Origin of the sequence: Variovorax sp. PMC12 (genome assembly GCF_003019815.1) — a bacterium.
Classification (GTDB): Bacteria; Pseudomonadota; Gammaproteobacteria; order Burkholderiales; family Burkholderiaceae_C; genus Variovorax.
Map to the genome: position 1 here is coordinate 5,640,986 of NZ_CP027773.1, position 22,208 is coordinate 5,663,193.

Consider the following 22,208-nt stretch of genomic DNA (forward strand, 5'->3'; position numbering starts at 1 on the left):
AGGCGACGGCCAAGGTGCGCTAACACCATGGCCGTCTGACCACCTGACGTGCACATCTTTGGAAAGGCAGCACACCAAATGGCTGATCAAATTATCGCCGGGCAAAACGCGCCCACCTTCCACAGCGCAAACGCCTCATCCGACGCGGCTGATCTTCTTGAGAAAAAGTTGTCCCAACTGCAATCCTTGCTGAAGTGTTGCTACGGGGACGGATGTGATTGGTTCGACGCGATCGGGGCAATGCATCGAGACCGCGTCATGTGGATCGCGGCAGACCTTGCCGACGATGCGGCGCAACTCTCTCAGGAACTGCTGAAGCAGATCAATGCGACGGACCTGCCGAGGGCTTGACTAGCAATCGGCCGCTAGGCGGAGGCACCCAGCAAATTAGGGGGGTGCCGCCTCTTCATCAGCGCTGTCGCCAGCGTCCCCTCCCTAGTTCGTGCGCCGAAGGAGAGCAGTCCTAGAACCTGGGTCGAGGTCGGCGCGAAGCCGCCGGCAAATTTCAGGCGAGGCTCTATGAAACCAATGTAGCCAGGATGGGGTGGCAGCGCCCTATTTCATCGGGGATCGACCCTATGAGTTGGGTTGAGTTGTTTAAAGATTGTTAAATTTATGCACTGGCGCCTATCGCCTGCACATTTTTGACCAATCTGCCTCGACCCTCTGCTGCGACATGACCCGCATATTCAGCTTCGACGACTTGCCGACGGCCGACCTTGTCGTGGATGCGATTTATGAAGGGGGGAGCGCCAGCAACACGGGCAGTGACCCGATCGCCAAACTGCTTCCCGGGGCGGGCAACCAGGGTGGATTCAGAGCGTCGGGCCCAGGCTTGAAGAAGAGGTTTGTCGTTCTGTATTCCAGCGGAGAAGAAGGTGACTGGCCCGATCGCTTGGACTTGAACACCGGGCAGTTCATCTACTACGGCGACAACCGTACGCCGGGCCACGATCTTCATGACACCACGCGACGCGGCAATCTTCTTTTGAAGGCGGCCTTTGAGAGCGCTCATGGAGATGCGGCGAAGAGGGCGGAGGTGCCGCCGTTCTTTGTCTTCACCAAATGCCCTACTGCAAAGAGCAATCGGTCTGTCCAGTTCAAGGGGCTCGCGGTGCCGGGCTTTCCAGGTCTTCCCATGGCAGAAGACTTGGTGGCCGTTTGGAAGACGACTGCGGGGGAGCGATTCCAGAACTACCGCTCGGTTTTCACGGTTCTCAACGCGGCGACGGTCTCGCGCGCGTGGATCAATAGTCTCTCGGCTTCGGCGGTTGCGCCAGCAGTTGCGCCTAGCGCATGGCGTTCATGGATAGAGACTGGGGTCTACATGCCGCTGACCTCCGAACCAACGAAAGTGATCCGAAGCGAAAGCGAGCAGCGTCCGGATACGGCCCTCAAAGCGGCAATCCTGGAGCGGGTTTGGACCCATTTCAAAGACTCGCCACATGCGTTCGAGTCTTTTGCTGCCCGGATCTATCAGCTCTCAGATCGGCGCGTGATCATTGATGAGATCACTAGGGGCAGTGTGGATGGAGGACGGGACGCAATCGGCAGGTACTTGCTCGGACTGAGTGGTGACCCGGTCTACGCGGAGTTTGCCTTGGAGGCGAAGTGCTATCGGCCCGCGTCCGAAGGCGTGACGGCGAACACGGTTGGCGTGCGTGAGGTCGCTCGTTTGATCTCTAGGATCAGGCACCGGCAGTTCGGCATCTTGGTAACCACGTCATTGATTGCAAGACAAGCCTACGAGGAGGTGCGTGATGACCGTCATCCGATCGTGTTCATCTGCGGCAGAGATATTGCCGAGATACTGATTCAAGCCGGTTACAACTCGCCGGAGCGCGTTGGCGAGCTGCTCGCCGAATGGCCGGCATGAATCCCGCATAACGGAAAAAGCCCGCTACCTTGTGGATAGCGGGCTTTTAGTTTTGGTGCCGGAGAGATGAATCGAACACCCGACCTTCTCATTACGAATGAGCTGCTCTACCGACTGAGCTACACCGGCGAAGCCTCAGATTATAGACAAAAAATCAGGCTTTCTCTGCGTGGTACTTCGTCAGGCGCTCAACTTCGTTTCTAGAACCCAACATCACGCTCACGCGCTCGTGCAGTTTGGAGGGTTGCAGCTCCAGGATGCGCTGCTTGCCGTTGGTGGCGGCGCCGCCTGCCTGCTCGACCAGCCAGCTCATGGGGTTGGCCTCGTACATCAGGCGCAGCTTGCCGGCCTTTTCGGGCTCGCGCTTGTCCCACGGATACATGAAGACGCCGCCGCGCATCAGGATGCGGTGCACGTCGGCCACCATGCTGGCAATCCAGCGCATGTTGAAGTCCTTGCCGCGCGGGCCTTCCTTGCCGGCCAGGCATTCGTCGATGTAGCGCTTCACGGGCTCGTCCCAGTGGCGCATGTTGCTCATGTTGATGGCAAATTCCTTGGTGTCAGCCGGAATCTGGATGTCTTCCTGCGTCAGCACGAAGCTGCCTTGCTCGCGGTCCAGCGTGAACATGGCCACGCCGTTGCCCACGGTCAGCACCAGGGTGGTTTGCGGGCCGTAGATGCAGTAGCCGGCGGCCACCTGCTGGGTGCCGGGCTGCAGGAAGTCGCTTTCCTGCACGCCGGGGTGGTCGTCGGGCTTCTTCAGCACGCTGAAGATGGTGCCGATGCTCACGTTCACGTCGATGTTGCTGCTGCCGTCCAGCGGGTCGAACATGAGCAGGTATTCGCCCTGCGGGTAGCGGTTGGGCACCACGTGGATGGATTCCATTTCCTCGCTGGCCATGGCCGCGAGGTGGCCGCCCCATTCGTTGGCTTCGATCAGCACTTCGTTGGCGATGATGTCCAGCTTCTTCTGGATCTCGCCCTGCACGTTCTCGCTCTCGGCCGTGCCGAGCACGCCGCCCAGCGCGCCCTTGTTGACGGCCTGGCTGATGCTCTTGCAGGCACGGGCGACCACTTCGAGCAGCAGGCGCAGCTGGCCGGGAATGAGGCCGTCGGCGCGCTGTTGTTCGACGAGGTAGCGGGTGAGGGAAATCTTTTGTTGAGCCATGTGTCTTGTGGGGTTCGGTTGCTTCAGTTTCCGGCGAGAGCGCGCGTCACCACTTCATGGGTGTCCTTGCTCAGGTCGGGCTTTGCGGCCACGCGGGCAATGGCTTCGCGCGCGGCGCTGCGGTATGGCTCGGCCAGCTTGCTCCAGCGGTCGAGCGAGCGCGCCAGGCGCGCGGCCACCTGCGGGTTGATGGCGTCCAGTTCGATGACGCGTTCGCTCCAGAACACGTAGCCGGCCGCGTCGGGGCGGTGGAAGGCGCCGGGGTTGGCGCTGCAGTAGCTGAAGATCACGCTGCGCGCGCGGTTGGGGTTCTTCAGCGAGAAGTCGGGGTGCTTCATCAGCTGCTTGACCAGCGGCAGGATGTCGCCGCCGCGGTCGCTGGCGCCGGCCTGCAGGGAGAACCACTTGTCGATGACCAGCGCCTCGTCCTTGAAGATGGCGTGGAAGCGCGCCAGCGCCTGCGCCGCCAGGGTGTGGCCCGACGACACCAGCGCGTTGAGCGCGTTGAAGCGGTCGGTCATGTTGCCCGCGTCCTTGAAGCGCTGCAGCGTCTTGCCCGGCCACACCACGTCGCCGGAGGCGCGTGCCGCCAGGCACAGGAAGTTGAGCGCCATGCCGGCCAGCGCGCGGCGGCCCGACGAGGTCGGGTCGGGGCTGTAGGCGCCGGTGTCGTGGTTTTCTTCGTAGGCCTGTTGCCAGTCGGCGAAGAGGGCGGTGGCCAGCTGGGCGCGCATGGCTTCGCGCACCAGGTGCACGCGCTGCGGGTCGACCACTTCGAGCTGCTCGGCAATGTAGGTTTCCGACGGCAGCGTGAGCACCAGTTCCTTGAAGGCGGCGTCGAGCTGCGGGTTGCGCAGCACGCTGCGCATGGCGTCGATGTAGGCGTCGTTCAGCACCGGCGTGGTGTCGGTGGCCAGGGCGGCAATGCCCTGCAGCGCGGCGCGCAGGCCCAGGCGCTGGCCGGCTTCCCAGCGGTTGAACGGGTCGGGGTCGTTGGCCAGCAGGGTCAGCAGCTGGGCGTCGGTGTACTCGAAGTCGAGGATCACCGGCGCGCTGAAGCCGCGCAATATGGAAGGCACGGGCTCGGCGTCCAGCCCTACGAAAGTGATCTGCTCGCCGGCGCGCGACAGCACCAGGGTGCGCGTGCCGCGCGTCACTTCGCTTTCGCCTTCGAGCTGCAGCGGCAGTTCGCGGCCGTTGGCGTCGAGCAGGCCCACGTTCAGCGGAATGACGAAGGGTTCCTTGACCGGCTGGCCCGGTGTGGGCGGGCAGCTCTGCACCACGCTCAGGGTGTAGCTGCGGTTCGCGGGGTCGTACACGCCGTGGGCCGCAAGGCGCGGCGTGCCGGCCTGGCTGTACCAGCGCTTGAACTGCGGCAGCAGGCGGGCCAGTTCGGAGTCGGGGTTGGCGTCGGCAATGGCCTGCGCGAAGTCGTCGCAGGTCACGGCCTGGCCGTCATGGCGCTCGAAGTAGAGCGTGATGCCCTTCTCGAACCCTTTGCGGCCGACCAGCGTCTGCATCATGCGCACTACCTCGGCACCCTTTTCGTAGATGGTGACGGTGTAGAAGTTGCTGATCTCGATGTAGCTGTCGGGCCGCACCGGGTGGGCCATGGGGCCCGCGTCTTCTGGGAACTGGGCGGTGCGCAGCACGCGGACGTCTTCGATGCGCTTCACGGCGCGGGCCGAGGCGTCGGCGCACAGGTCCTGGCTGAATTCCTGGTCGCGGAAGACGGTGAGGCCTTCCTTCAGCGAGAGCTGGAACCAGTCGCGGCAGGTCACGCGGTCGCCGCTCCAGTTGTGGAAGTACTCGTGGCCGACCACGCTTTCGATGTTGCTGTAGTCGGCGTCGGTGGCGGTGGCCTGGTTGGCCAGAACGTACTTCGTGTTGAAGATGTTCAGGCCCTTGTTTTCCATGGCGCCCATGTTGAAGTCGCTGGTGGCGACGATCATGAAGCGGTCCAGGTCCAGCGGCAGGCCGAAGCGGGCCTCGTCCCACAGCACCGAGTTGATGAGCGAGTTCATCGCGTGCTCGGTCTTGTCGAGGTCGCCGGCGCGCACGTACACCTGCAGCAGGTGGTCCTTGCCGCTGCGCGCCTTGATGCGCTGCTCGCGCGCTACCAGCTTGCCCGCCACCAGGGCGAACAGGTAGCTGGGTTTCTTGAACGGGTCGACCCACTTGGCAAAGTGGCGGCCTTCGGGCAGTTCGCCCTGTTCGACCAGGTTGCCGTTCGACAGCAGCACCGGGTAGGCGGCCTTGGCGGCGCGCAGCGTGACGGTGTAGCTCGCCATCACGTCCGGACGGTCGAGGAAATAGGTGATGCGGCGGAAGCCCTCGGCCTCGCACTGCGTGAAGAAGGTGTCTTCGCTCACGAACAGGCCCATCAGCTTGGTGTTCTTGATGGGGCAGCAGGTGGTGAAGATCTCGAGCTCGAAGGCATCGGGCAGGCCGTCGATGACGAGCTGGTCGCCTTCCATGCGGAACGACGCGCCCTGGCCGTTGACCAGCACGCGCGCCAGATTCAGTTCGTCGCCGTCCAGGCGCAGCGGCTGCACCGGCACATCGGGGTTGCGGCGCATCTGCATGCGGTTGAGCACGCGGGTCTTGGCGGGGTCGAGGTCGAAGGTCAGGTCGACGGTGTCGATCCAGTAGGCCGGAGCGGCATAGTCTTCGCGGCGAATGGCAATGGGTTGCCCTTGGGCGTCACGCTGCAGCATCGAGGGTCTCCAGAAAATTTGAATGGGCGAGTTCGTTGTAGTCGCGAACGGCGGCGATCACGTGGGGGCCTGCCAGCTCGGCGGCGGTATGGGTGCTGCAAACGGCCACGGCACGCATGCCGCCGCGGCGCGCGGCCTCGATGCCGAAGGGCGCGTCTTCGAACACGATGCAGCGCTCGGGCGCCACGCCGATGCGGCGCGCGGCTTCGAGAAAGATGGCGGGCGTGGGCTTGCCGGTGAAGCCTTCGTCGCCGCCCACGATGGCCAGCGGCAGCGGGTCCATCTTCAGCCGGGACATGGCGAACTCGATGTTGTGCTTGTCGCCCGCCGTGCCCACCGCCACCTTGAGCCCGCGCGCCTCTGCCGCCTTGGCGAAGGCGGTGAAGCCGGCCACTTCGGTGAAGTTGTCGTGGAACATGGCGCGGTAGATCTCTTCCTTCTCGTGCACCATGGCCAGGCACTCGGCATCGGACAGCTCGCGCTCGAACAGCTCGCGCATGCTCTCCGTGCCCGTGCGGCCGGTGGTGCGCGCAAGGATCTCGCTCACGTCGAGCTTCACGCCGTGGTTCTGCGCAAATTCGACCCACGACCGCGCATGCCAGGGCATGGAGTCGATCATGGTGCCGTCCATGTCGAAGATGAAGGCTTCGACCTTGCCGTGCATCGGGCTCATTGGGGTTACACGCCTTGCTTGAGAGAGGCTTCGATGAACACGTCGAGGTCGCCGTCCAGCACCTTCTGGGTGGCCGAGACTTCGACGTTGGTGCGCAGGTCCTTGATGCGGCTGTTGTCCAGCACGTAGCTGCGGATCTGGTGGCCCCAGCCCACGTCGGTCTTGCTGTCTTCGAGCTTCTGCTGTTCTTCCTGGCGCTTGCGCATCTCGTGGTCGTACAGGCGCGAGCGCAGGCGCTTCCACGCCACGTCGCGGTTGCTGTGCTGGCTGCGGCCGTCCTGGCACTGCACCACGATGCCGGTCGGAATGTGCGTCAGGCGCACGGCCGAGTCGGTCTTGTTGATGTGCTGGCCGCCGGCGCCGCTGGCGCGGAAGGTGTCGGTGCGCACGTCGGCCGGGTTGATCTCGATCTCGATGGAGTCGTCGATTTCCGGGTACACGAAGATGCTGGCAAAGCTGGTGTGGCGCCCGCCCGACGAGTCGAACGGCGACTTGCGCACCAGGCGGTGCACGCCCGTTTCGGTGCGCAGCAGGCCGAAGGCGTAGTCGCCTTCTACCTTGATGGTCGCGCCCTTGATGCCGGCGGTGTCGCCCGGCGTTTCGTCTTCGATCTGCGTCTTGAAGCCCTTGCGCTCTGCGTACTTCAGGTACTGGCGCAGCAGCATGCTGGCCCAGTCGCAGGCCTCGGTGCCGCCGGCGCCGGCCTGGATGTCGATGAAGGCGTTGAGCGGGTCGGCCGGGTTGTTGAACATCCGGCGGAATTCGAGCTGCTTGATGTCGGCTTCGAGCGCGGCGGCGTCATCGGCGATGGACTGCAGGCCGTCCATGTCGCCTTCTTCCTTCGACATCTCGAAGAGTTCGGTGTTGTCCGACAGCCCGTTGGTGAGACGGTCGAGCGTGACGACCACGTCGTCGAGCGACTTCTTCTCCTTGCCCAGCTCCTGGGCCTTCTTCGGGTCGTTCCAGACGTTCGGGTCTTCGAGCGATGCGTTGACTGTCCTCAGTCGTTCAGCTTTGGCATCGTAGTCAAAGATACCTCCGTAAATCGACCGTGCGGGCGCTCAGGTCCGCGAGCATTGCGCCGATTTGGTTGATCTGTTCTGCGTCCATGGGGTGTCCTGACTGTGTTCGGGGGAAACCGGACATTTTCTCATGCTCCGGCAACCGGGCCGGGAGCGCCCCCGTATTGCTCCTTCCCCCGCTGGGGGAAGGCCGGGATGGGGGCGGGCAGGGCGTTTAGTGCGAGCGCCGCTTGCCCCCACCCCAACCCTCCCCCGGCGGGGGAGGGAGAAAGTCATCAGAACGCGGGAATCAGCGAGCCCTTGAACTGCGTCTCGATGAAGCTCTTCACCTCCGGCGACTGGTAGGCCGCCACCAGGCGCCTGGCCCAGGGCTTGTCCTTGTCGGCGCGGCGCACGGCGATCAGGTTGGCGTAGGGGCTCTTGGGCGATTCCTTGATCACGGCGTCCTTGTTGAACGACAGGCCGGCTTTCTCCGCGTAGTCGTTGTTGATGGCGGCAATGGCCAGGTCGTCGAGCGAACGCGGCAGCTGGGCGGCGTCCAGCGCCACCAGCTTCAGCTTCTTGGGGTTGGTCACCACGTCCAGCGGGGTGGCGTTGTTGTTCTTCACGGCCTCGGGCTTGAGGGTGATGAGGCCGGCCTGCTGTAGCAGCAACAGCGCGCGGTTGCCGTTCGACGGGTCGTTCTGGATGCCGACCGAGGCGCCGTCCGGCAGCTGGTCGACCGACTTGATCTTGCGCGAGTAGAAGCCCAGCGGCGCGGTGATGGTCAGGCCCACCGGCACCAGGTCGAAGCCGCGCGCCTTGATCTGGTTGTCCAGGAAGGGCTGGTGCTGGAAGGCGTTGGCGTCCAGGTCGCCCGAGGCCAGCGCCGCGTTGGGCAGCTGGTAATCGTTGAACACCACGACCTGGATGTTCAGGCCGTCCTTGGCGGCGACCTTCCTGACCACCTCGAAGATCTGCTCGCCGTTGCCCACGGAAACGCCGACCTTGATGTTGTTCTTGTCCTGGGCCAGGGCAGCGCTGCCGCTGAAGACGGCTGCGGCCAGCGTGGCGATGAAGAGGCTGCGGCGACGGAAAGTGGAATGCATGACAGTGCGGAAATCGAAAAAATGAAGGCGCGAATGTGGCACTGCAGCAAGGAATTGGGAACGAACGAATAGGCATATCGATATGGCGTGTATGGCGCGCATCGAGGTTTTCTTATGCTGTATGCGATATAAACAGCATCCTTTTTCTTCGTTCCCTTTTGCCGCTTTTGTTTTCATACTCGGCACCTTTTTCGCGAACCTCCGTGCCCGGCGCCCTCGCCGGCCGCGCTTCTTCCCAATGAGCCATCCTTCGCCCGATGCGGGCCGCGCCAGCGCGGCACCCGTCATCCGACTCCAATCCGTGCAGAAGTCCTTTGCACTGCCCAGCGGCGAGGTGTTCGACGCCGTGCATTCGCTGTCGCTCGAAATCCAGCAGGGCGACGTGTTCGGCCTGATCGGCAAGAGCGGCGCCGGCAAGTCGACGCTGCTGCGCCTGATCAACCTGCTGGAGCGGCCCGACGCGGGCCAGGTCTTCGTGGGCGGCCGCGACCTCACCACGCTCTCGCGCAGCGAGCTGCGCGACACGCGCCAGAACATCGGCATGATCTTCCAGCAGTTCAACCTGCTGCAGAACGCCACGGTGTTCGACAACGTGGCCTTCCCGCTGAAGATCCACGGCCGCCACTCCAGGGCCGAAATCGACGCGCGCGTGCGCGAGTGCCTGGCCCTGGTGGGCCTGGCCGAGAAGATCGACACCTACCCGGCGCAACTGTCCGGCGGCCAGAAGCAGCGCGTGGCCATCGCCCGCGCGCTGGCGCCGCGCCCGCAGGTGCTGCTGTGCGACGAGCCCACCTCGGCCCTCGACTCCGAGACCACGCGCTCGCTGCTGGAGACGCTGCGCGACATTAACCAGAAGATCGGCGTGACCATCGTGATCGTGACGCACGAGCTGTCGGTGGTCGAGGTGCTGTGCCGCAACGTGGCCATCCTCGAAAAGGGCCGCCTGATCGAGCAGTTCGCCGTCGAAGAGGCGCCGAACGAAGAGCGCAAGACCGCGCTGGGCCGCGAAATCGACGACCTGGTGCGCCGGCGCGAACGCGACGTGCGCGAACAGCAACAGGCGCAGCAGCAGCAAGACCGCGCCGCAACGGCCGTGGCCGCCAAGGAGCCCGCCTGTGTTTGAGAACATCGCCCCCATCCTCCCCGAGCTGTGGGTCGCCACCGGCCAGACCTTCATGATGCTGGCCATCGGCCTCACGGCGGCGGTGCTCATCGGCGGCCCGCTGGGCATCCTGCTGTTCCTGCTGGGCCCGGGCCAGTCGCTCGAGAACAAGCCTGCGTTCCTGGTGCTCAACTGGCTGGTGAACACGGTGCGCTCGTTCCCTTTCATCATCCTGCTGGTGGCGCTGGTGCCGTTCACGCGGGTGATCGCGGGCACGTCCATCGGCCCGCTGGCGGCGGCGGTGCCGCTGTCGTTCGCGGCCATTCCCTACCTGGCGCGGCTGGTCGACCAGTGCCTGCGCGAAGTGCCGCGCGGCGTGATCGAGGCGGCCCATGCCATGGGCGCGACCGAGCTGCAGATCGTCTGGCGCGTGCTGCTGGTGGAGGCCCGTTCGGGCCTGGTGCTGGCGCTGACCGTGCTGGCCGTGAGCTTCCTGTCTTACTCGGCGGTGGCCGGCGTGGTGGGCGGCGGCGGCATCGGCGACCTGGCCATCCGCTACGGCTACTACCGTTTCCAGACCGACGTGATGGTGCTCACCGTGGCGCTGCTCGTGGTGCTGGTACAGATCCTGCAGTTCGTGGGCAACACCACGGCAAGCAGGCTCGACAAGCGTTGAGTTGATTCTTTCTTATCCCTAGCTAGCTTTCTCTATCTCATGAAGACCGTTTTCCTGCGCCGTTCCGTTCTCGCCCTGTCCCTGGCCGCGCTGTCGCTCGGCGGCCTCTCGCTGCAGGCCCATGCGCAAGACCCCGCCAAGAAGAACCTGGTGATCGGCGGCACCGCCGGTTCCAACGCCGACCAGCTGAAGGCCGGCATCGTGCCGATCCTCGAAAAGAAGGGCTACAAGGTCAAGCTGGTGGAGTTCAACGACTACGTGCAGCCCAACCTGGCGCTGGCCCAGGGTTCGCTCGACGCCAACTTCTTCCAGCATCAGGTCTACCTGAAGAAGTTCGCGGCCGACCAGAAGCTCGACATCACCGAGCTGGTGCAGGGCCCGATCGCCCCCATGGGCGTGTACTCGACCAAGCGCAAGACGCTGGCCGACGTGAAGGAAGGCGACCGCGTGACGCTGCCGAACGACCCGAGCAACCTGGCCCGTGCGCTGGTGCTGCTGGAGCAGAACAAGCTGATCACCATCAAGGCCGGCATCGACCCGCTGCGCGCTTCTGAAAAGGATGTGGCCGAGAACCCGAAGAAGCTGAAGTTCATCCCGCTCGAAGCCGCGCAGCTGCCGCGCTCGCTGGGCGACACCGAATACGCCATCGTCAATGGCAACTTCGCGATCTCGTCGGGCCTGAAGCTCACCGAAGCGGTGGTGCTCGAGAAGACGCCCGACTACTACCTGAATGTGGTGGCCGTGAAGACCGCCGACAAGAACACGCAGTGGGCCAAGGACATCGCCGAAGCCTATCGCTCGAAGGAGTTCAAGGCGGTGGTCGACAGCAAGTTCCAGGGCTACGCCAAGCCCAGCTTCCTGCAGTAAGCCTTTCTTTCCTTTCCATCTGACGAAGGACGCTCCCCATGCCCGTTCTGGCCGTATTCGATGCCCAAGGAAGCTGGCGCGACACGCATGTGTGCGACGGCTGGATCACCGAGCACCTGGCGGGGCAGGGTGTGAGTTGGGGGCGCGGCAAGAAGAAGGGGCAGCGGGTGCTGGACAGCGCGGGGCTGTTCTATGTGCCTACTGCTGACGGCTATCTCGGCCTGCTGCTGGAGGCCGGTGAATGGGCGGCCATGCCGGCCGGCAAGCCGCACTTCTTCGATGCGGGGGAGGCGGAGTCGCTCGACGGTCTGCCTGCGTCTTTGCCTTTGTTCGAGGCGTTTGTCGAAGAAGTGCTGTCCTTGACTGGGAACGACGCGGACGAGGAGTGAGTTCTTTGTTCGGGGCGCGTGCACAGGCCACCGGGTACTCCCCTCCGCGAATGTCCCCCGGCCTGCGGCCTCCTCCTTTATTTCGCTGCGGGGAGCACTCGATGCCCTGTGCACAGGGCACGCTGCTGGTGTTCAGCCGATGAATCACCGCTCTGCACACGATCAGGCCGATGAAGTGCCTTGCGCAGCGAAATAAAGGAGGAGGGGCGCAGCCCCGGGGGACATTCGCGGAGCAAGGCACCCCGTCGGCCTGATCGCACCCCCAAAAGAGCGCCTGAAAGAAAAGCGCTAAGCAGCCAACCGCTGCACAGCCCGTCCACCAGGACGCGCCAACCCGAGGTGATCGCGTAATGTGCGCCCCTCGTAGTCCTTGCGGAAGATTCCGCGCTTCTGCAGGATCGGCACCACGCCGTCGACGAAGTCCTGCAACCCGTGCGGCAGAGCATCGGGCATCAGGTTGAAGCCATCGGCAGCTCCGGCCCTGAACCAGCGTTCGATGTCGTCGGCAATCTGCTCCGGTGTGCCGACGATCACGCGGTGCCCGCCGCCGCCCGCCAGCTCGCGGATCAGCTGGCGCACCGTGTAGCCGTGCGTGCGGCCGGCCGCCACCACGGCGTTGAAAAAAGTGTGGTTGCCGTTGCCATTGGCCGGCAGCGGCAGGTCGTCGGGCAGGCGCTCGTCGAGCTTCAGCCGGTCGGGCGTGACGCCCAGCGTGCCGGCGATGCGCGTCAGGCTGTAGTCCCACGGAATCAGGTCGACCAGTTCGTCGCGGCGGCGCAGCGCCTCTGCCTCTGTGCTGCCGACGATGGTGGTCAGGCCCGCGAGCACCTTCACCGCGTCGGGGCCGCGGCCGAGTTCGGCGGCGCGCGTCTTCAAGGCGCGCGCGTACGCCAGAGACTCCTCGAACGATTGCGACGCCGAGAACACCGCCTCCGCATGGCGCGACGCCAGCTCGCGGCCGTCGGCCGATGCGCCGGCTTGCACCAGCACCGGGTGCCCCTGCGGCGGGCGCGGCAGGTTCAGCGGACCCTGCACCGCGAAATGCTCGCCGCGGTGCGCGATGGCGTGCACCTTGGCCGTGTCGATGAAGCTGCCCGTGGCCTTGTTGCCGATGAAGGCATCGTCTTCCCAGCTGTCCCACAGCGCCTTCACGATGTCGGTGAACTCCGCGGCGCGCGCATAGCGCTTCGCATGGTCGGGCACCGCGTCGAGGCCGAAGTTGCGCGCCGACGGCAGGTCGGCCGTCGTCACCACGTTCCAGCCCGCGCGGCCGCCGCTTACATGGTCGAGCGTGGCGAAGCGGCGGGCGATGTTGTAGGGCTCGTTGTAGCTGGTCGAGGCCGTCGCGATCAGGCCGATGTGCGTGGTGGCGGCGGCCACGCAGGCCAGCAGCACCGTGGGCTCCAGCGCGGTGATCGGGCGGAAGTGGATCTGGTCCACGATGGCCGCGTTGTCCGCGAGGAACACTGCGTCTAGCTTGGCCGCCTCGGCGATCTGCGCGGTGCGGATGTAGTGCTGGATGTCCGCAAAGGCCCACGGGTCGCTCTCCGGCAGGCGCCAGGCCGAAGGCACGAAGCCCGAGTGCAGGATGTTGACGTTCAGGTGCAGCTGGCGCGGCCGGTGGCCGGGGTTCGAAGCGCTCATTGGGCGAAGTAGTCGGGCAGGCGGTAGCCGGCCCAGGTCGGGTTGGCCTTGAAGAAGCGCTGGAACTCGGGCGACTGGTAGGCCGCGGCGATGTCTTTCGCGAACTTGGCGTTCTCGTTGCTGCGCTTGACTGCCACCACGTTGACGTAGGGCAGCGTCATGTCTTCGAGCTTGAGCGCCTCGGTGAGCTTCAGCCCCGAGGCCACCGCGAAGTTGCCCTGCACGGCGGCAATGTCGGCATCGGCCAGCGAGCGTGGGGCTTGCGCGGCTTCGAGCGGCACCAGCTTCAGGCGCTTGGGATTGGTCGCTATGTCGCGCTCCGACACCGCGATCGGACTCACGCCCGGCTTGAGCGTGACCCAGCCGATGGCCGCAAGGATGTTGAGCGCGCGCGCCGCGTTCACCGGGTCCGAAGGCAGCGTGACGGTGGCGCCGTCGGGCACCGCGTCGACCGACTTGTGGCGCTGCGAATACAGGCCCATGGGCGGCGTCGGCACATGCACGATGGGCACCAGGTCGAAGCCCTGCTGCTTGTTGGTGGCGCTGAGATACAGCGTGTGCTGGAAGATGTTGGCGTCGATCTGCCCGCGCTCCACGGCGTCGTTGGGCTGCACGCCCTGGCTGAACTCGACGTACTTGACGGTGTAGCCCAGCCTCTTCAGCTGGGGCTCGATGCCGTTGGTGAAGGCGTCGCGATACGGGCCGGGCATGAAGCCCACGCGCAGGTCGGCGGCCTGGGCCGACACGTGGATGAACAGGCCCAGCGCAAGGCTGCCGAGCAGCGAGGCGGACCAGCGTGCCAGCGAGGGCGCGCGCAACTGAAAACGCATGACGGGCAACTCCGGGAAGCAAACAAAGAGAGCTGGGCACTCTAGGTCGCGCCGCCGGCCGTGCGAACGAAGATTCGCGCGCTTGGTTATCCGCTGGCCAAATATCCGTCAGCCGGTCGAGCCTTCGCGCTTGAGGAAATCCACGAAGGCCCGCAGCGGCGCGGGCATGTGCGTGCGGCTCGGGTAATACAGGAACGGCCCCGAGAAGCTCTGCCACCAGTCCTCGAGCACCGGCACCAGCGTGCCGCGGTCGATGGAGGGGCGCAGGTATTCATCGAAGGTGTAGATCAGGCCCAGCCCGGCTTCGGCGGCGTGCAGTTCGAGGCTGAGCATCGACGCAACCAGCGGGCCGGTCGGCGTGATCTTGACGGCCTTGCCTTTGCGCACGAAACCCCATGCCGCGAGTACGCCGCTCTGGAAGCGGTGGGCGATGCAGGCGTGCTTCAGCAGGTCGGTCGGGTGCCTGGGCGTGCCGTGCTTCGCCAGGTAGCCGGGCGAAGCGGCGGCCACGAAGCGCTGCGTGCGCGGGCCCAGCGGCACGGCGATCATGTCGCGGGCAATGCTCTCGTCGTAGCGGATGCCGGCGTCGAAGCCCGCCGCGAGCACGTCGATGAAGGTGTCGTTGGTCGTCACTTCGAGCGTGATGCCCGGGTGCGCGTGCAGGAAGCTGCTGGCCAGCGGCGGCAGCACGCGCTGCGCCACGATGGTCGGCACGTTCAGCCGCAGCGTGCCGGTGGGGCTGTCGCGAAAACTGTTGAGCGTGTCGAGCGCGCCGGCAATGTCGTCGAGCGCTGGCGAGATGCGGTCGAGCAGGCGCTGGCCCGCTTCGGTCGGCGTGACGCTGCGCGTGGTGCGGTTCAGCAGCCGCACGCCGAGCTGCGCTTCGAGCCGGCGCATCGCCTCGCTGAGCGAGGAGGGCGACACGCCGCGCAGCGCCGCGGCACCGCGAAAGCCGCGCGCCCGCGTCACCGCCACGAAGGCGCCCAGGTCCGAGAGGTCGGGTTCGTTCATGGCCTGATTGTGCTTTTTTCCGCACAACCCGTGCGGAGGCGGACGGATTATCGAACGGGGCGTTTCCTTCCAGACTACCTCCCATGCCGCTCGCAACCGCACGCGGCCCCTCTGAAAGGATCGTCACCATGAACACCCTCCAACTCGGCGCCACCGGCCCGCAAGTCTCCGCCTTCGGGCTCGGCTGCATGGGCATGTCGGGCATGTACGGCCCGTCCGACCGCGCGGAAAGCATCGCCACCATCCACGCCGCCATGGATGCGGGCGTCACCCTGCTGGACACCGGCGACTTCTACGGCAGCGGCCACAACGAGATGCTGATCGGCGAAGCGCTGAAGGGCATGAAGGGCTCGCAGCGCGACGCGGCGTTGCTGAGCGTGAAGTTCGGCGCCATGCGCGACCCGGCCGGCGGCTGGATCGGCTACGACGCGCGGCCCGCGGCGGTGAAGAACTTCGCCACCTACTCGCTCCAGCGTCTGGGCGTTGACCACATCGACGTGTACCGCCCCGCGCGGCTCGATGCGAACGTGCCCATCGAAGACACCATCGGCGCCATCGCCGACCTGGTGAAGGCGGGCTACGTGCGCCACATCGGGCTCTCCGAAGTGGGCTCGCAGACGATTCGCAGAGCGGCGGCGGTGCACCCGATCTGCGACCTGCAGATCGAGTATTCGCTGATCTCGCGCGGCATCGAGGACGACATCCTCTCGACCTGCCGCGAGCTGGGCATTGCCATTACCGCCTACGGCGTGCTTTCGCGCGGCCTGATCAGCGGGCACTGGACGAAGGACAGCGCGGGCGCCAAGGATTTCCGCGCGCACAGCCCGCGCTTCCAGGGCGAGAACGCGGAGCGCAACCTCGCGCTGGTCGATGCGCTGCGCAAGATCGCCGATGCCAGGGGCGTGACGGTGGCGCAGATCGCCATCGCGTGGGTGGCGGCGCAGGGCGATGACATCGTGCCGCTGATCGGCGCGCGGCAGCGCACGCGGCTCGACGAGGCGCTGGGCGCGTCGAGCGTGCGGCTCACGGCCGACGATCTGGCGGCCATCGAGCGCGCGGTGCCCAAGGGCGCTGCGGCCGGCGACCGCTATGCGGCGGCGCAGATGGCGACGCTGGACAGCGAGCCGCGCCGCGGCTGAGCAGCAGGCTCAGTCCGCCAGGAATTCCTCGATCATCCGCGCCACGCGCTGCGGCTGGTCGTGGTGCAGCATGTGGCCCGCGTCTTCCAGCCGCTCGATGCGCGCGGCGGGCACGGACTTCAGCCGCTCGTGGAATTCGTCGAGCGTGTAGCGGTTCTTCCACCAGCCGTGCAGGCTGTCGTCGGAGGCCTCGACCATCAGCAGCGGCGCGGTGATGCGGGCGTACAGCGCCAGCGTCTCGTCCACGCGGAAGATGTGCGCGTTGACGATCTTGTGCGCCGCGTCGCCCAGGATCTGCCAGCGCTCGCTGCCGTCGGGCTGCGCATGGTTCACCGACCAGTGGCTGGCGAGCCAGTTGGCCTTGTCGGGCGTGAGCCGCGGGTTGGTCTTCATCAGGCGCCGGGCCACGCCGTCCACTGCCGAATAGCCGGCCAGCGCCATCTCGCCGCGGTGCAGGCGCTTGAGTTCGTCGATCCACTGGCCGTAGCGCGCGGGCGCTTCTTCCGGCTTGCGCGCGGGCATGCCGAAGCCTTCGAGGTTGACCAGGCGGCGGATGCGCTCCGGCCGCACGCCCGCGTAGTGCATGACGACGTTGCCGCCCATGCTGTGGCCGACGAGGTCGATCTGCCTGGCACTTTCTCCTTCGCCGGCGTAGTGGTCCAGCAGCCATTCGAGGTCCGCCAGGTAGTCGGCGAGCCAGTAGTTGTCGACGCCGCCGCCGTCGGTCAGGCCGAAGCCGCGCCAGTCGGGCGCGATGATGAAGCGGTCTTCCTCCATGGCGTCGACCACGAACTGCCAGGACGCCGCCACGTCCATCCAGCCGTGCACCAGCACCAGGGGAGGGCGCGCGTCGGAGGGCTGGCCCCAGAGGCGCACGTGGTAGCTGAGGTTGCGCACGGGCACGAATTCGCTGCGGGAGGGGCGGAGGGCTTGGTACATGGGCGTCGATGATAAAGAGGCCTTTGTGCTGACGCAGTCCGGCACAGGACAGCGGGCGGGTGCGCAACGCTCGGGTTTTGATGGGGCGGCCAGCAGGCCATGGGTCGGGGCGGTAGCATCCCGCGCATGAAAAAGATCCAACTCGGTCAAAGCGACCTGCACGTCACCCCGATCTGCCTCGGCACGATGACCTTCGGCGAACAAGTCGACGAACCCACTTCGCATGCCATCCTGAGCCGCTCGCTCGAGCGCGGCGTCGACTTCATCGACACCGCCGAGATGTACTCGGTGCCCACGCGCAAGGAAACCTACACAATCACCGAAACCATCATCGGCAACTGGTTCGCCGCCAACCCCGGCGCGCGCGAGAAGCTGGTGGTCGCGACCAAGGTGGCGGGCCCCTCGCGCGGCATGCCCTGGGTGCGCGAAGGCAGCGGCATGACGGCGGCCGACATCGAGGCTTCTTGCAACGCCAGCCTGAAGCGCCTGAAGACCGACGTCATCGACCTGTACCAGATCCACTGGCCGGAGCGCCATGTGCCGCTGTTCGGCAACATCTACTACGACCCGGCCAAGGAAAGCTCGAAGACGCCGATCCTCGAGCAGCTCGAAGCGCTGGGCAAGCTGGTGAAGGCCGGCAAGGTGCGCGCCATCGGCCTGTCGAACGAAACGCCCTACGGCGTGCACGAATTCGTGCGGCTGGCCGAGCAGCACGGCCTGCCGCGCGTGGCGACGGTGCAGAACGTGTACAGCCTCATCAGCCGCGGCCACGAGAACGCGCTGGACGAGACCATGCACCGGCTGAACGTGTCGCTGCTGGCTTACTCGCCGCTGGCCTTCGGCCTGCTGACCGGCAAGTACGACCAGAGCGGCATCGAAGGGCCGGATGCGCCCAAGGGCGCGCGCATCTCGAGCTACGAGTCGGTGCGCAAGCAGCGCTGGGGCCGGCCCGATTCGCTGCGCGCGGCCAAGCGCTACAACCAGCTGGCACGCGACAACGGCCTGACGCCGACGCAACTGGCGCTGGCCTTCTGCTACACCAAGTGGCAGGTGGCGAGCACGATCATCGGCGTGACGTCGGTGGCGCAGCTGGATGAAGACCTGGACGTGTACGGCACCACGCTGTCTCCCGAGATCCTGGCCGAGATCGACAAGATCCGCTGGGAGATTCGCGACCCCGCGGCCTGAAGCTGGCAGGGGTGTGATACGGCAAAGTTTTCGTGGAACACCAAGTTTTCTGAAGCCATCCTGAACCCGCAATTGCCACCGAGATGGCCAAGAAAAGCACCCATACCTCCGAGACGCCCGCCACCCAGCTGCTGCGCGCGCACAAGATCGCCTTCAGCGAGCACCCTTACGAATACGTGGAGCACGGCGGCGCGCAGCGCGGCGCCGAGATGCTCGGGCTCGACCCGTTCACCGTCATCAAGACCCTGGTCATGCAGGACCAGGACGCCAAGCCGCTGATCGTGCTGATGCACGGCAACCGCACGGTGTCGACCAAGAACCTCGCGCGGCAGATCGGCGCCAAGTCGGTCGAGCCTTGCAAGCCCGAGGTGGCGCAGCGCCACAGCGGCTACATGGTGGGCGGCACCTCGCCGTTCGGCACGCGGCGCGAGATGCCGGTGTATGTGGAGGCGGCCATCCTCGAGCTGCCGAGGATCGTGCTCAACGGCGGGCGGCGCGGCTACCTGATCGGCATCGATCCGCGGGTGTGCGTGGACCTGCTGGGCGCCAGACCCGTGCGATGTGCGCTGGCAGAATAGCCGGCGCCAGATAGAACAACAACCATCCCTCGCGGAGTGCCGTCTTGAGTTTCACCTTGCCTTCCATCATTGCCATCGTGGCGTCTTACCTGATCGGCTCGCTGTCCTTCGCGGTCATCGTGAGCAAGGCGCTCGGCATGGCCGATCCGCGCAGCTACGGCAGCAAGAACCCCGGCGCCACCAACGTGCTGCGCTCGGGCAACAAGGGCGCGGCACTTGCCACGCTGCTGCTGGACGCGCTCAAGGGCTGGGTGCCGGTGTTCCTCATTCACCAGTTCGGCGCGCAATGGGGGCTGGGGGCGGGCGTTGCCGCGCTGGCCGGCCTCGCAGCCTTCCTGGGCCATCTCTACCCGGTGTTCTTCGGCTTCCAGGGTGGCAAGGGCGTGGCCACGGCGGCCGGCGTGCTGGTGGGCATCGCGCCCTGGCTGGGGCTCGCCACCGGCGCCACCTGGCTGATCATCGCGATCTTCTTCCGCTATTCGTCGCTGTCGTCATTGGTGGCGGCATTCTTCGCGCCGGCCTACTATCTGATCGGCGGCGGCATTGCCTGGCCGCTCGACCGCACGGTGCTGGTCGCCCTCGTCGTCATGAGCCTGCTGCTGATCTGGCGGCACCGCGAAAACATCCGCCGGCTCGCGGCCGGCACGGAGTCGAAGCTCGGCTCCAGGAAAAAGAAAGACTGAAAGAAAACCATGGCCTCCATCACCCGCTTCCACGTCGGCCCGCGCCTCTCCGAAACCGCCGTGCACAACGGCACCATCTATCTCGCGGGCCAGGTGCCCGACGACACCACGCAGGACATCCGCGGCCAGACCGCGCAGGTTCTGGCCATGGTCGACCGCCTGCTGGCGGAGGCCGGCAGCGACAAGTCGCGCATTCTCATGACGCAGATCTTCCTGGCCGACATCGGCGACATCACGGCCATGAACGAGGTGTGGGACGCCTGGATTCCGGCCGGCAACACGCCGCCGCGCGCGACCGTGCAGGCCAAGATGGCCAATGCGGCCTACAAGATCGAGATCGTGGTGACGGCCGCGCAGCCCTGACGCCGGGCTTCAATAGCGTTTTTCAAGGACCATCTGGTCCGCGTCGCGCCGCATCGAAAAGCGGTTGATGAAGCTGTTGCCCAGCAGCACGAAGGGCATCGACTGCTGCGAGACCACGGCGTCGATGTCGTACACCTCGACGTCGCCCACGCGCACGGACTGCAGCCGCAGCTTGTAGCCCGAAGTCGTGCCGTTGGCGGTGCCGATCTGCACCGGCTGGCCCTTGCTGTAGTCCAGCCCGATGCGTTGCGCATCGGCCGCCGACATGGCCACGCTGGTCGCGCCCGTGTCGAGCATGAACGTCACGGCCCGCCCGTTGATGGCGCCCTGCGTCATGAAGTGCCCGCGGCTGTCGGCCGACAGCACGACGCGGCTGCCGCCGCCCGAGCCGCCTCCGCCGCCGCCGATGCTCACCGGCGTGTCCATGCGCAGGTTGACGCGCTTGCCGTCGAGCTCGACCACCGCCTGCTCGGACTGCAGCGACACGAGCTTCACGCCCTGGAAAGTTTCGCCGACCGCCACCGTCTTGGGCGGGGCGCCGTTCACGATCAGGATCGCGCGGCTGCCGATGGTGCCGGTCAGGGTGACCGAGCCGGCGGCGTGCGCCACGGCGGCCGCAGCCAGGAGCTGCGCCGCGACGACGAGCGCTTTCATGGAGCGGGGCTCAGTCGCGGAAATTATTGAACGTGAGCGGCATGTCGGGCACGTCCTTTTTGATGAGGGCCATGGCCGCCTGCAGGTCGTCGCGCTTGGCGCCGGTGATGCGCACCGCGTCGCCCTGGATCGCCGCCTGCACCTTGAGCTTGCTGTCCTTGACGATGCGGGTGATCTTCTTGGCCTGCTCACTCTCGATGCCGCTCTTGACCTTGATGACCTGCTTGACCTTGTCGCCGCCCATCTTCTGCACGTCGCCCTTGTCGAGGAAACGCACGTCGACGCTGCGCTTGGTGAGCTTGCTGCGAAGGATGTCTTCGACCTGCACGAGCTGGAACTCGGCGTCGCCGATCATGGTGATCTCCTTGTCCTTGAGCTCGACGGCAGCGGACGTGCCCTTGAAGTCGAAGCGCGTCGCGATCTCCTTGGCGGTGTTTTCGACCGCGTTCTTCACTTCGGGCAGATTGGGCTCGCAGACGGTATCGAAGGACGGCATTGACTCTCTCCTGAATTCACTGATGCTGGATGCGACAATTCTCCCATGATCGTGGAGTCCAACGTCCCGCTGCAGCCCTACAACAGCTTTGGCATCGTCGCACGCGCGCAGCATCTTGCGCGCATCACCGGCGAGGCCGACCTGGCCGCGCTGCGCGCCGATGCGCAGTGGCGCGACGCGCCGCGTTTCGTGCTGGGCGGCGGCAGCAACATCGTGCTCACAGGCGACGTCAAGCCGCTGGTGCTGAAGGTCGAGATCAAGGGCCTGCGGCTGGTGGAAGAAACCCCGCGCGCCTGGATCGTCGAGGCCGGCGCTGGCGAAATCTGGCACGACGCGGTCGAATGGATGGTGCGCAACGGCTACCCGGGGCTCGAGAACCTCGCGCTGATCCCGGGCACCGTGGGCGGCTCGCCGGTGCAGAACATCGGCGCCTACGGGGTCGAGCTGCAAGACCGCTTCGAGTCGCTCGATGCCTACGACCTGGAAACCGGCCGCAGTTTCACGCTCGACGCGGCCCAATGCGCCTTCGGCTACCGCGATTCCGTGTTCAAGCATGCGCGCAGCGGCCCCAACGACTTCGGGCTGGCGGGCAGGGCGGTGATCACCCGGGTGCGCTTCCGGCTGCCCAAGCCGTGGAAGGCCGTGGTCGGCTATCTCGACCTGGAGCGCAAGATGGAGGAAACCGGCAACTTCACGCCGAGCGCACTCGACATCTTCGAATGGATCTGCGCCATCCGCCGCGCCAAGCTGCCCGACTGGCGGGTGCTGGGCAACGCCGGCAGCTTCTTCAAGAACCCGACGGTCACGCCCGAGCAATGCGCCGACATCATCGCGCGCGACCCCAAGATCGTTCACTACCCGATGGACGACGGCAGCATCAAGCTGGCGGCCGGCTGGCTCATCGACGCCTGCGGCTGGAAGGGCAAGTCGGTCGGCAACGCCGGCGTGTACGAGAAACAGGCGCTGGTGCTGGTCAACCGCGGCGGCACCGAGAACCCGGTGACCGGCGGCGAGGTGATGACGCTCGCCAAGGCCATCCAGACCAGCGTGTACGAGCGTTTCGGCATCCGCCTGGAGCCGGAGCCGGTGGTGGTCTGAGCCCGCG

General features: G+C 65.9%; 23 protein-coding genes and 1 tRNA gene. 12 read left to right on the forward strand and 12 right to left on the reverse strand.

Annotated elements, in window-relative coordinates; genetic code table 11:
• Positions 1 to 78 precede the first annotated feature (78 nt).
• Positions 79 to 351 (forward strand): hypothetical protein, encoded by a 273-nt coding sequence (locus C4F17_RS26405; protein ID WP_199851897.1) that lies wholly within the window; start codon positions 79 to 81, stop codon positions 349 to 351.
• Positions 352 to 676: 325 nt separating this feature from the next.
• Positions 677 to 1,876 (forward strand): restriction endonuclease, encoded by a 1,200-nt coding sequence (locus C4F17_RS26410; protein WP_106937217.1) that lies wholly within the window; start codon positions 677 to 679, stop codon positions 1,874 to 1,876.
• A gap of 53 nt (positions 1,877 to 1,929) precedes the next feature.
• On the opposite strand, the gene C4F17_RS26415 is transcribed toward C4F17_RS26410, so the two are convergent.
• The 6 genes from C4F17_RS26415 to C4F17_RS26440 form a co-directional block, all read right to left on the reverse strand.
• A tRNA-Thr gene (locus C4F17_RS26415) sits at positions 1,930 to 2,005 on the reverse strand.
• 25 nt (positions 2,006 to 2,030) lie between these two features.
• Positions 2,031 to 3,044, reverse strand: a complete 1,014-nt coding sequence (locus C4F17_RS26420; protein ID WP_106937218.1) for a class 1 fructose-bisphosphatase — start codon at positions 3,042 to 3,044, stop codon at positions 2,031 to 2,033.
• Between the two features lie 23 nt (positions 3,045 to 3,067).
• Entirely contained in the window at positions 3,068 to 5,761 is a 2,694-nt protein-coding gene (gene pepN / locus C4F17_RS26425) for an aminopeptidase N (RefSeq protein WP_106937219.1), read from the reverse strand.
• Complete coding sequence (locus C4F17_RS26430; protein ID WP_106937220.1) at positions 5,748 to 6,434, reverse strand: HAD family hydrolase; 687 nt, start codon at positions 6,432 to 6,434, stop codon at positions 5,748 to 5,750. The genes pepN and C4F17_RS26430 overlap by 14 nt, the downstream gene beginning before the upstream one ends.
• 5 nt (positions 6,435 to 6,439) lie before the next feature.
• A protein-coding gene (gene prfB, locus C4F17_RS26435; protein ID WP_106937221.1) for a peptide chain release factor 2 occupies positions 6,440 to 7,544 on the reverse strand; the annotation gives its coding sequence in 2 pieces (ribosomal slippage) (positions 6,440 to 7,462 and positions 7,464 to 7,544; 1,104 coding nt in all).
• A 187-nt stretch (positions 7,545 to 7,731) separates the two neighbouring features.
• Positions 7,732 to 8,544 (reverse strand): MetQ/NlpA family ABC transporter substrate-binding protein, encoded by an 813-nt coding sequence (locus C4F17_RS26440; RefSeq protein ID WP_106937222.1) that lies wholly within the window; start codon positions 8,542 to 8,544, stop codon positions 7,732 to 7,734.
• Positions 8,545 to 8,782: 238 nt separating this feature from the next.
• Here C4F17_RS26440 and C4F17_RS26445 point away from each other — a divergent pair, with 238 nt between their 5' ends.
• Genes C4F17_RS26445 through C4F17_RS26460 form a run of 4 tightly spaced genes read left to right on the forward strand, consistent with a single transcriptional unit; the run spans position 8,783 to position 11,578 of the window.
• A complete protein-coding gene (locus C4F17_RS26445) occupies positions 8,783 to 9,667 on the forward strand; it encodes a methionine ABC transporter ATP-binding protein (protein ID WP_106937223.1) in 885 nt (294 codons plus the stop codon).
• A complete protein-coding gene (locus C4F17_RS26450; RefSeq protein WP_081271273.1) occupies positions 9,660 to 10,322 on the forward strand; it encodes a methionine ABC transporter permease in 663 nt (220 codons plus the stop codon). Before C4F17_RS26445 ends, C4F17_RS26450 begins: the two co-directional genes overlap by 8 nt.
• Before the next feature lie 39 nt (positions 10,323 to 10,361).
• Positions 10,362 to 11,189, forward strand: a complete 828-nt coding sequence (locus tag C4F17_RS26455; RefSeq protein ID WP_081271274.1) for a MetQ/NlpA family ABC transporter substrate-binding protein — start codon at positions 10,362 to 10,364, stop codon at positions 11,187 to 11,189.
• A 38-nt stretch (positions 11,190 to 11,227) separates the two neighbouring features.
• On the forward strand, positions 11,228 to 11,578 hold the full coding sequence (locus tag C4F17_RS26460; protein ID WP_081271275.1) for a hypothetical protein: 351 nt from the start codon (positions 11,228 to 11,230) through the stop codon (positions 11,576 to 11,578).
• Between the two features lie 288 nt (positions 11,579 to 11,866).
• Here the strand turns inward: C4F17_RS26460 and C4F17_RS26465 are convergent, their stop codons facing one another.
• The 3 genes from C4F17_RS26465 to C4F17_RS26475 all read right to left on the reverse strand — a co-directional run bounded on the left by C4F17_RS26465 (position 11,867) and on the right by C4F17_RS26475 (position 15,063).
• Positions 11,867 to 13,222, reverse strand: a complete 1,356-nt coding sequence (locus C4F17_RS26465) for an LLM class flavin-dependent oxidoreductase (protein WP_106937224.1) — start codon at positions 13,220 to 13,222, stop codon at positions 11,867 to 11,869.
• Positions 13,219 to 14,052, reverse strand: coding sequence for a MetQ/NlpA family ABC transporter substrate-binding protein (locus C4F17_RS26470; protein ID WP_106937225.1), 834 nt, complete (start codon positions 14,050 to 14,052; stop codon positions 13,219 to 13,221). Before C4F17_RS26470 ends, C4F17_RS26465 begins: the two co-directional genes overlap by 4 nt.
• Positions 14,053 to 14,160: 108 nt before the next feature.
• Positions 14,161 to 15,063, reverse strand: coding sequence for a LysR family transcriptional regulator (locus C4F17_RS26475; RefSeq protein WP_106937226.1), 903 nt, complete (start codon positions 15,061 to 15,063; stop codon positions 14,161 to 14,163).
• A gap of 128 nt (positions 15,064 to 15,191) precedes the next feature.
• Between C4F17_RS26475 and C4F17_RS26480 the strand changes: the two genes are divergently transcribed.
• Positions 15,192 to 16,202: an aldo/keto reductase gene (locus C4F17_RS26480; protein WP_106937720.1), complete on the forward strand. Its 1,011-nt coding sequence runs from the start codon at positions 15,192 to 15,194 to the stop codon at positions 16,200 to 16,202.
• A gap of 9 nt (positions 16,203 to 16,211) precedes the next feature.
• Here C4F17_RS26480 and C4F17_RS26485 read toward each other — a convergent pair whose 3' ends face one another.
• Positions 16,212 to 17,141, reverse strand: a complete 930-nt coding sequence (locus tag C4F17_RS26485) for an alpha/beta fold hydrolase (RefSeq protein WP_106937227.1) — start codon at positions 17,139 to 17,141, stop codon at positions 16,212 to 16,214.
• A 126-nt stretch (positions 17,142 to 17,267) separates the two neighbouring features.
• Between C4F17_RS26485 and C4F17_RS26490 the strand changes: the two genes are divergently transcribed.
• The 4 genes from C4F17_RS26490 (at position 17,268) to C4F17_RS26505 (ending at position 19,953) form a co-directional block, all read left to right on the forward strand.
• A complete protein-coding gene (locus C4F17_RS26490; protein ID WP_081271280.1) occupies positions 17,268 to 18,329 on the forward strand; it encodes an aldo/keto reductase in 1,062 nt (353 codons plus the stop codon).
• Between the two features lie 83 nt (positions 18,330 to 18,412).
• Positions 18,413 to 18,907, forward strand: a complete 495-nt coding sequence (locus C4F17_RS26495; RefSeq protein WP_106937228.1) for an aminoacyl-tRNA deacylase — start codon at positions 18,413 to 18,415, stop codon at positions 18,905 to 18,907.
• 44 nt (positions 18,908 to 18,951) lie between these two features.
• Positions 18,952 to 19,590, forward strand: coding sequence for a glycerol-3-phosphate 1-O-acyltransferase PlsY (gene plsY, locus C4F17_RS26500; protein ID WP_081271283.1), 639 nt, complete (start codon positions 18,952 to 18,954; stop codon positions 19,588 to 19,590).
• A 9-nt stretch (positions 19,591 to 19,599) separates the two neighbouring features.
• Complete coding sequence (locus C4F17_RS26505) at positions 19,600 to 19,953, forward strand: RidA family protein (protein WP_081271284.1); 354 nt, start codon at positions 19,600 to 19,602, stop codon at positions 19,951 to 19,953.
• 9 nt (positions 19,954 to 19,962) lie between these two features.
• Here the strand turns inward: C4F17_RS26505 and C4F17_RS26510 are convergent, their stop codons facing one another.
• Entirely contained in the window at positions 19,963 to 20,607 is a 645-nt protein-coding gene (locus C4F17_RS26510; RefSeq protein WP_081271285.1) for a retropepsin-like aspartic protease family protein, read from the reverse strand.
• 10 nt (positions 20,608 to 20,617) lie between these two features.
• Complete coding sequence (locus C4F17_RS26515; protein ID WP_081271286.1) at positions 20,618 to 21,103, reverse strand: YajQ family cyclic di-GMP-binding protein; 486 nt, start codon at positions 21,101 to 21,103, stop codon at positions 20,618 to 20,620.
• Positions 21,104 to 21,148: 45 nt separating this feature from the next.
• Between C4F17_RS26515 and murB the strand changes: the two genes are divergently transcribed.
• Positions 21,149 to 22,201, forward strand: a complete 1,053-nt coding sequence (gene murB, locus C4F17_RS26520; protein ID WP_081271287.1) for a UDP-N-acetylmuramate dehydrogenase — start codon at positions 21,149 to 21,151, stop codon at positions 22,199 to 22,201.
• The last annotated feature ends 7 nt before the right edge of the window (positions 22,202 to 22,208 follow it).

Excerpts from the sequence above, each read along its gene's own strand:
- C4F17_RS26405 (WP_199851897.1), top strand. The coding sequence starts at position 79 with ATGGCTGATCAAATTATCGCCGGGCAAAACGCGCCCACCTTCCACAGC.
- C4F17_RS26410 (WP_106937217.1), top strand. The coding sequence starts at position 677 with ATGACCCGCATATTCAGCTTCGACGACTTGCCGACGGCCGACCTTGTC.
- C4F17_RS26420 (WP_106937218.1), bottom strand. The coding sequence starts at position 3,044 with ATGGCTCAACAAAAGATTTCCCTCACCCGCTACCTCGTCGAACAACAG.
- pepN (WP_106937219.1), bottom strand. The coding sequence starts at position 5,761 with ATGCTGCAGCGTGACGCCCAAGGGCAACCCATTGCCATTCGCCGCGAA.
- C4F17_RS26430 (WP_106937220.1), bottom strand. The coding sequence starts at position 6,434 with ATGAGCCCGATGCACGGCAAGGTCGAAGCCTTCATCTTCGACATGGAC.
- C4F17_RS26440 (WP_106937222.1), bottom strand. The coding sequence starts at position 8,544 with ATGCATTCCACTTTCCGTCGCCGCAGCCTCTTCATCGCCACGCTGGCC.
- C4F17_RS26445 (WP_106937223.1), top strand. The coding sequence starts at position 8,783 with ATGAGCCATCCTTCGCCCGATGCGGGCCGCGCCAGCGCGGCACCCGTC.
- C4F17_RS26455 (WP_081271274.1), top strand. The coding sequence starts at position 10,362 with ATGAAGACCGTTTTCCTGCGCCGTTCCGTTCTCGCCCTGTCCCTGGCC.
- C4F17_RS26460 (WP_081271275.1), top strand. The coding sequence starts at position 11,228 with ATGCCCGTTCTGGCCGTATTCGATGCCCAAGGAAGCTGGCGCGACACG.
- C4F17_RS26465 (WP_106937224.1), bottom strand. The coding sequence starts at position 13,222 with ATGAGCGCTTCGAACCCCGGCCACCGGCCGCGCCAGCTGCACCTGAAC.
- C4F17_RS26470 (WP_106937225.1), bottom strand. The coding sequence starts at position 14,052 with ATGCGTTTTCAGTTGCGCGCGCCCTCGCTGGCACGCTGGTCCGCCTCG.
- C4F17_RS26475 (WP_106937226.1), bottom strand. The coding sequence starts at position 15,063 with ATGAACGAACCCGACCTCTCGGACCTGGGCGCCTTCGTGGCGGTGACG.
- C4F17_RS26480 (WP_106937720.1), top strand. The coding sequence starts at position 15,192 with ATGAACACCCTCCAACTCGGCGCCACCGGCCCGCAAGTCTCCGCCTTC.
- C4F17_RS26485 (WP_106937227.1), bottom strand. The coding sequence starts at position 17,141 with ATGTACCAAGCCCTCCGCCCCTCCCGCAGCGAATTCGTGCCCGTGCGC.
- C4F17_RS26490 (WP_081271280.1), top strand. The coding sequence starts at position 17,268 with ATGAAAAAGATCCAACTCGGTCAAAGCGACCTGCACGTCACCCCGATC.
- C4F17_RS26495 (WP_106937228.1), top strand. The coding sequence starts at position 18,413 with ATGGCCAAGAAAAGCACCCATACCTCCGAGACGCCCGCCACCCAGCTG.
- C4F17_RS26505 (WP_081271284.1), top strand. The coding sequence starts at position 19,600 with ATGGCCTCCATCACCCGCTTCCACGTCGGCCCGCGCCTCTCCGAAACC.
- C4F17_RS26510 (WP_081271285.1), bottom strand. The coding sequence starts at position 20,607 with ATGAAAGCGCTCGTCGTCGCGGCGCAGCTCCTGGCTGCGGCCGCCGTG.
- C4F17_RS26515 (WP_081271286.1), bottom strand. The coding sequence starts at position 21,103 with ATGCCGTCCTTCGATACCGTCTGCGAGCCCAATCTGCCCGAAGTGAAG.
- murB (WP_081271287.1), top strand. The coding sequence starts at position 21,149 with ATGATCGTGGAGTCCAACGTCCCGCTGCAGCCCTACAACAGCTTTGGC.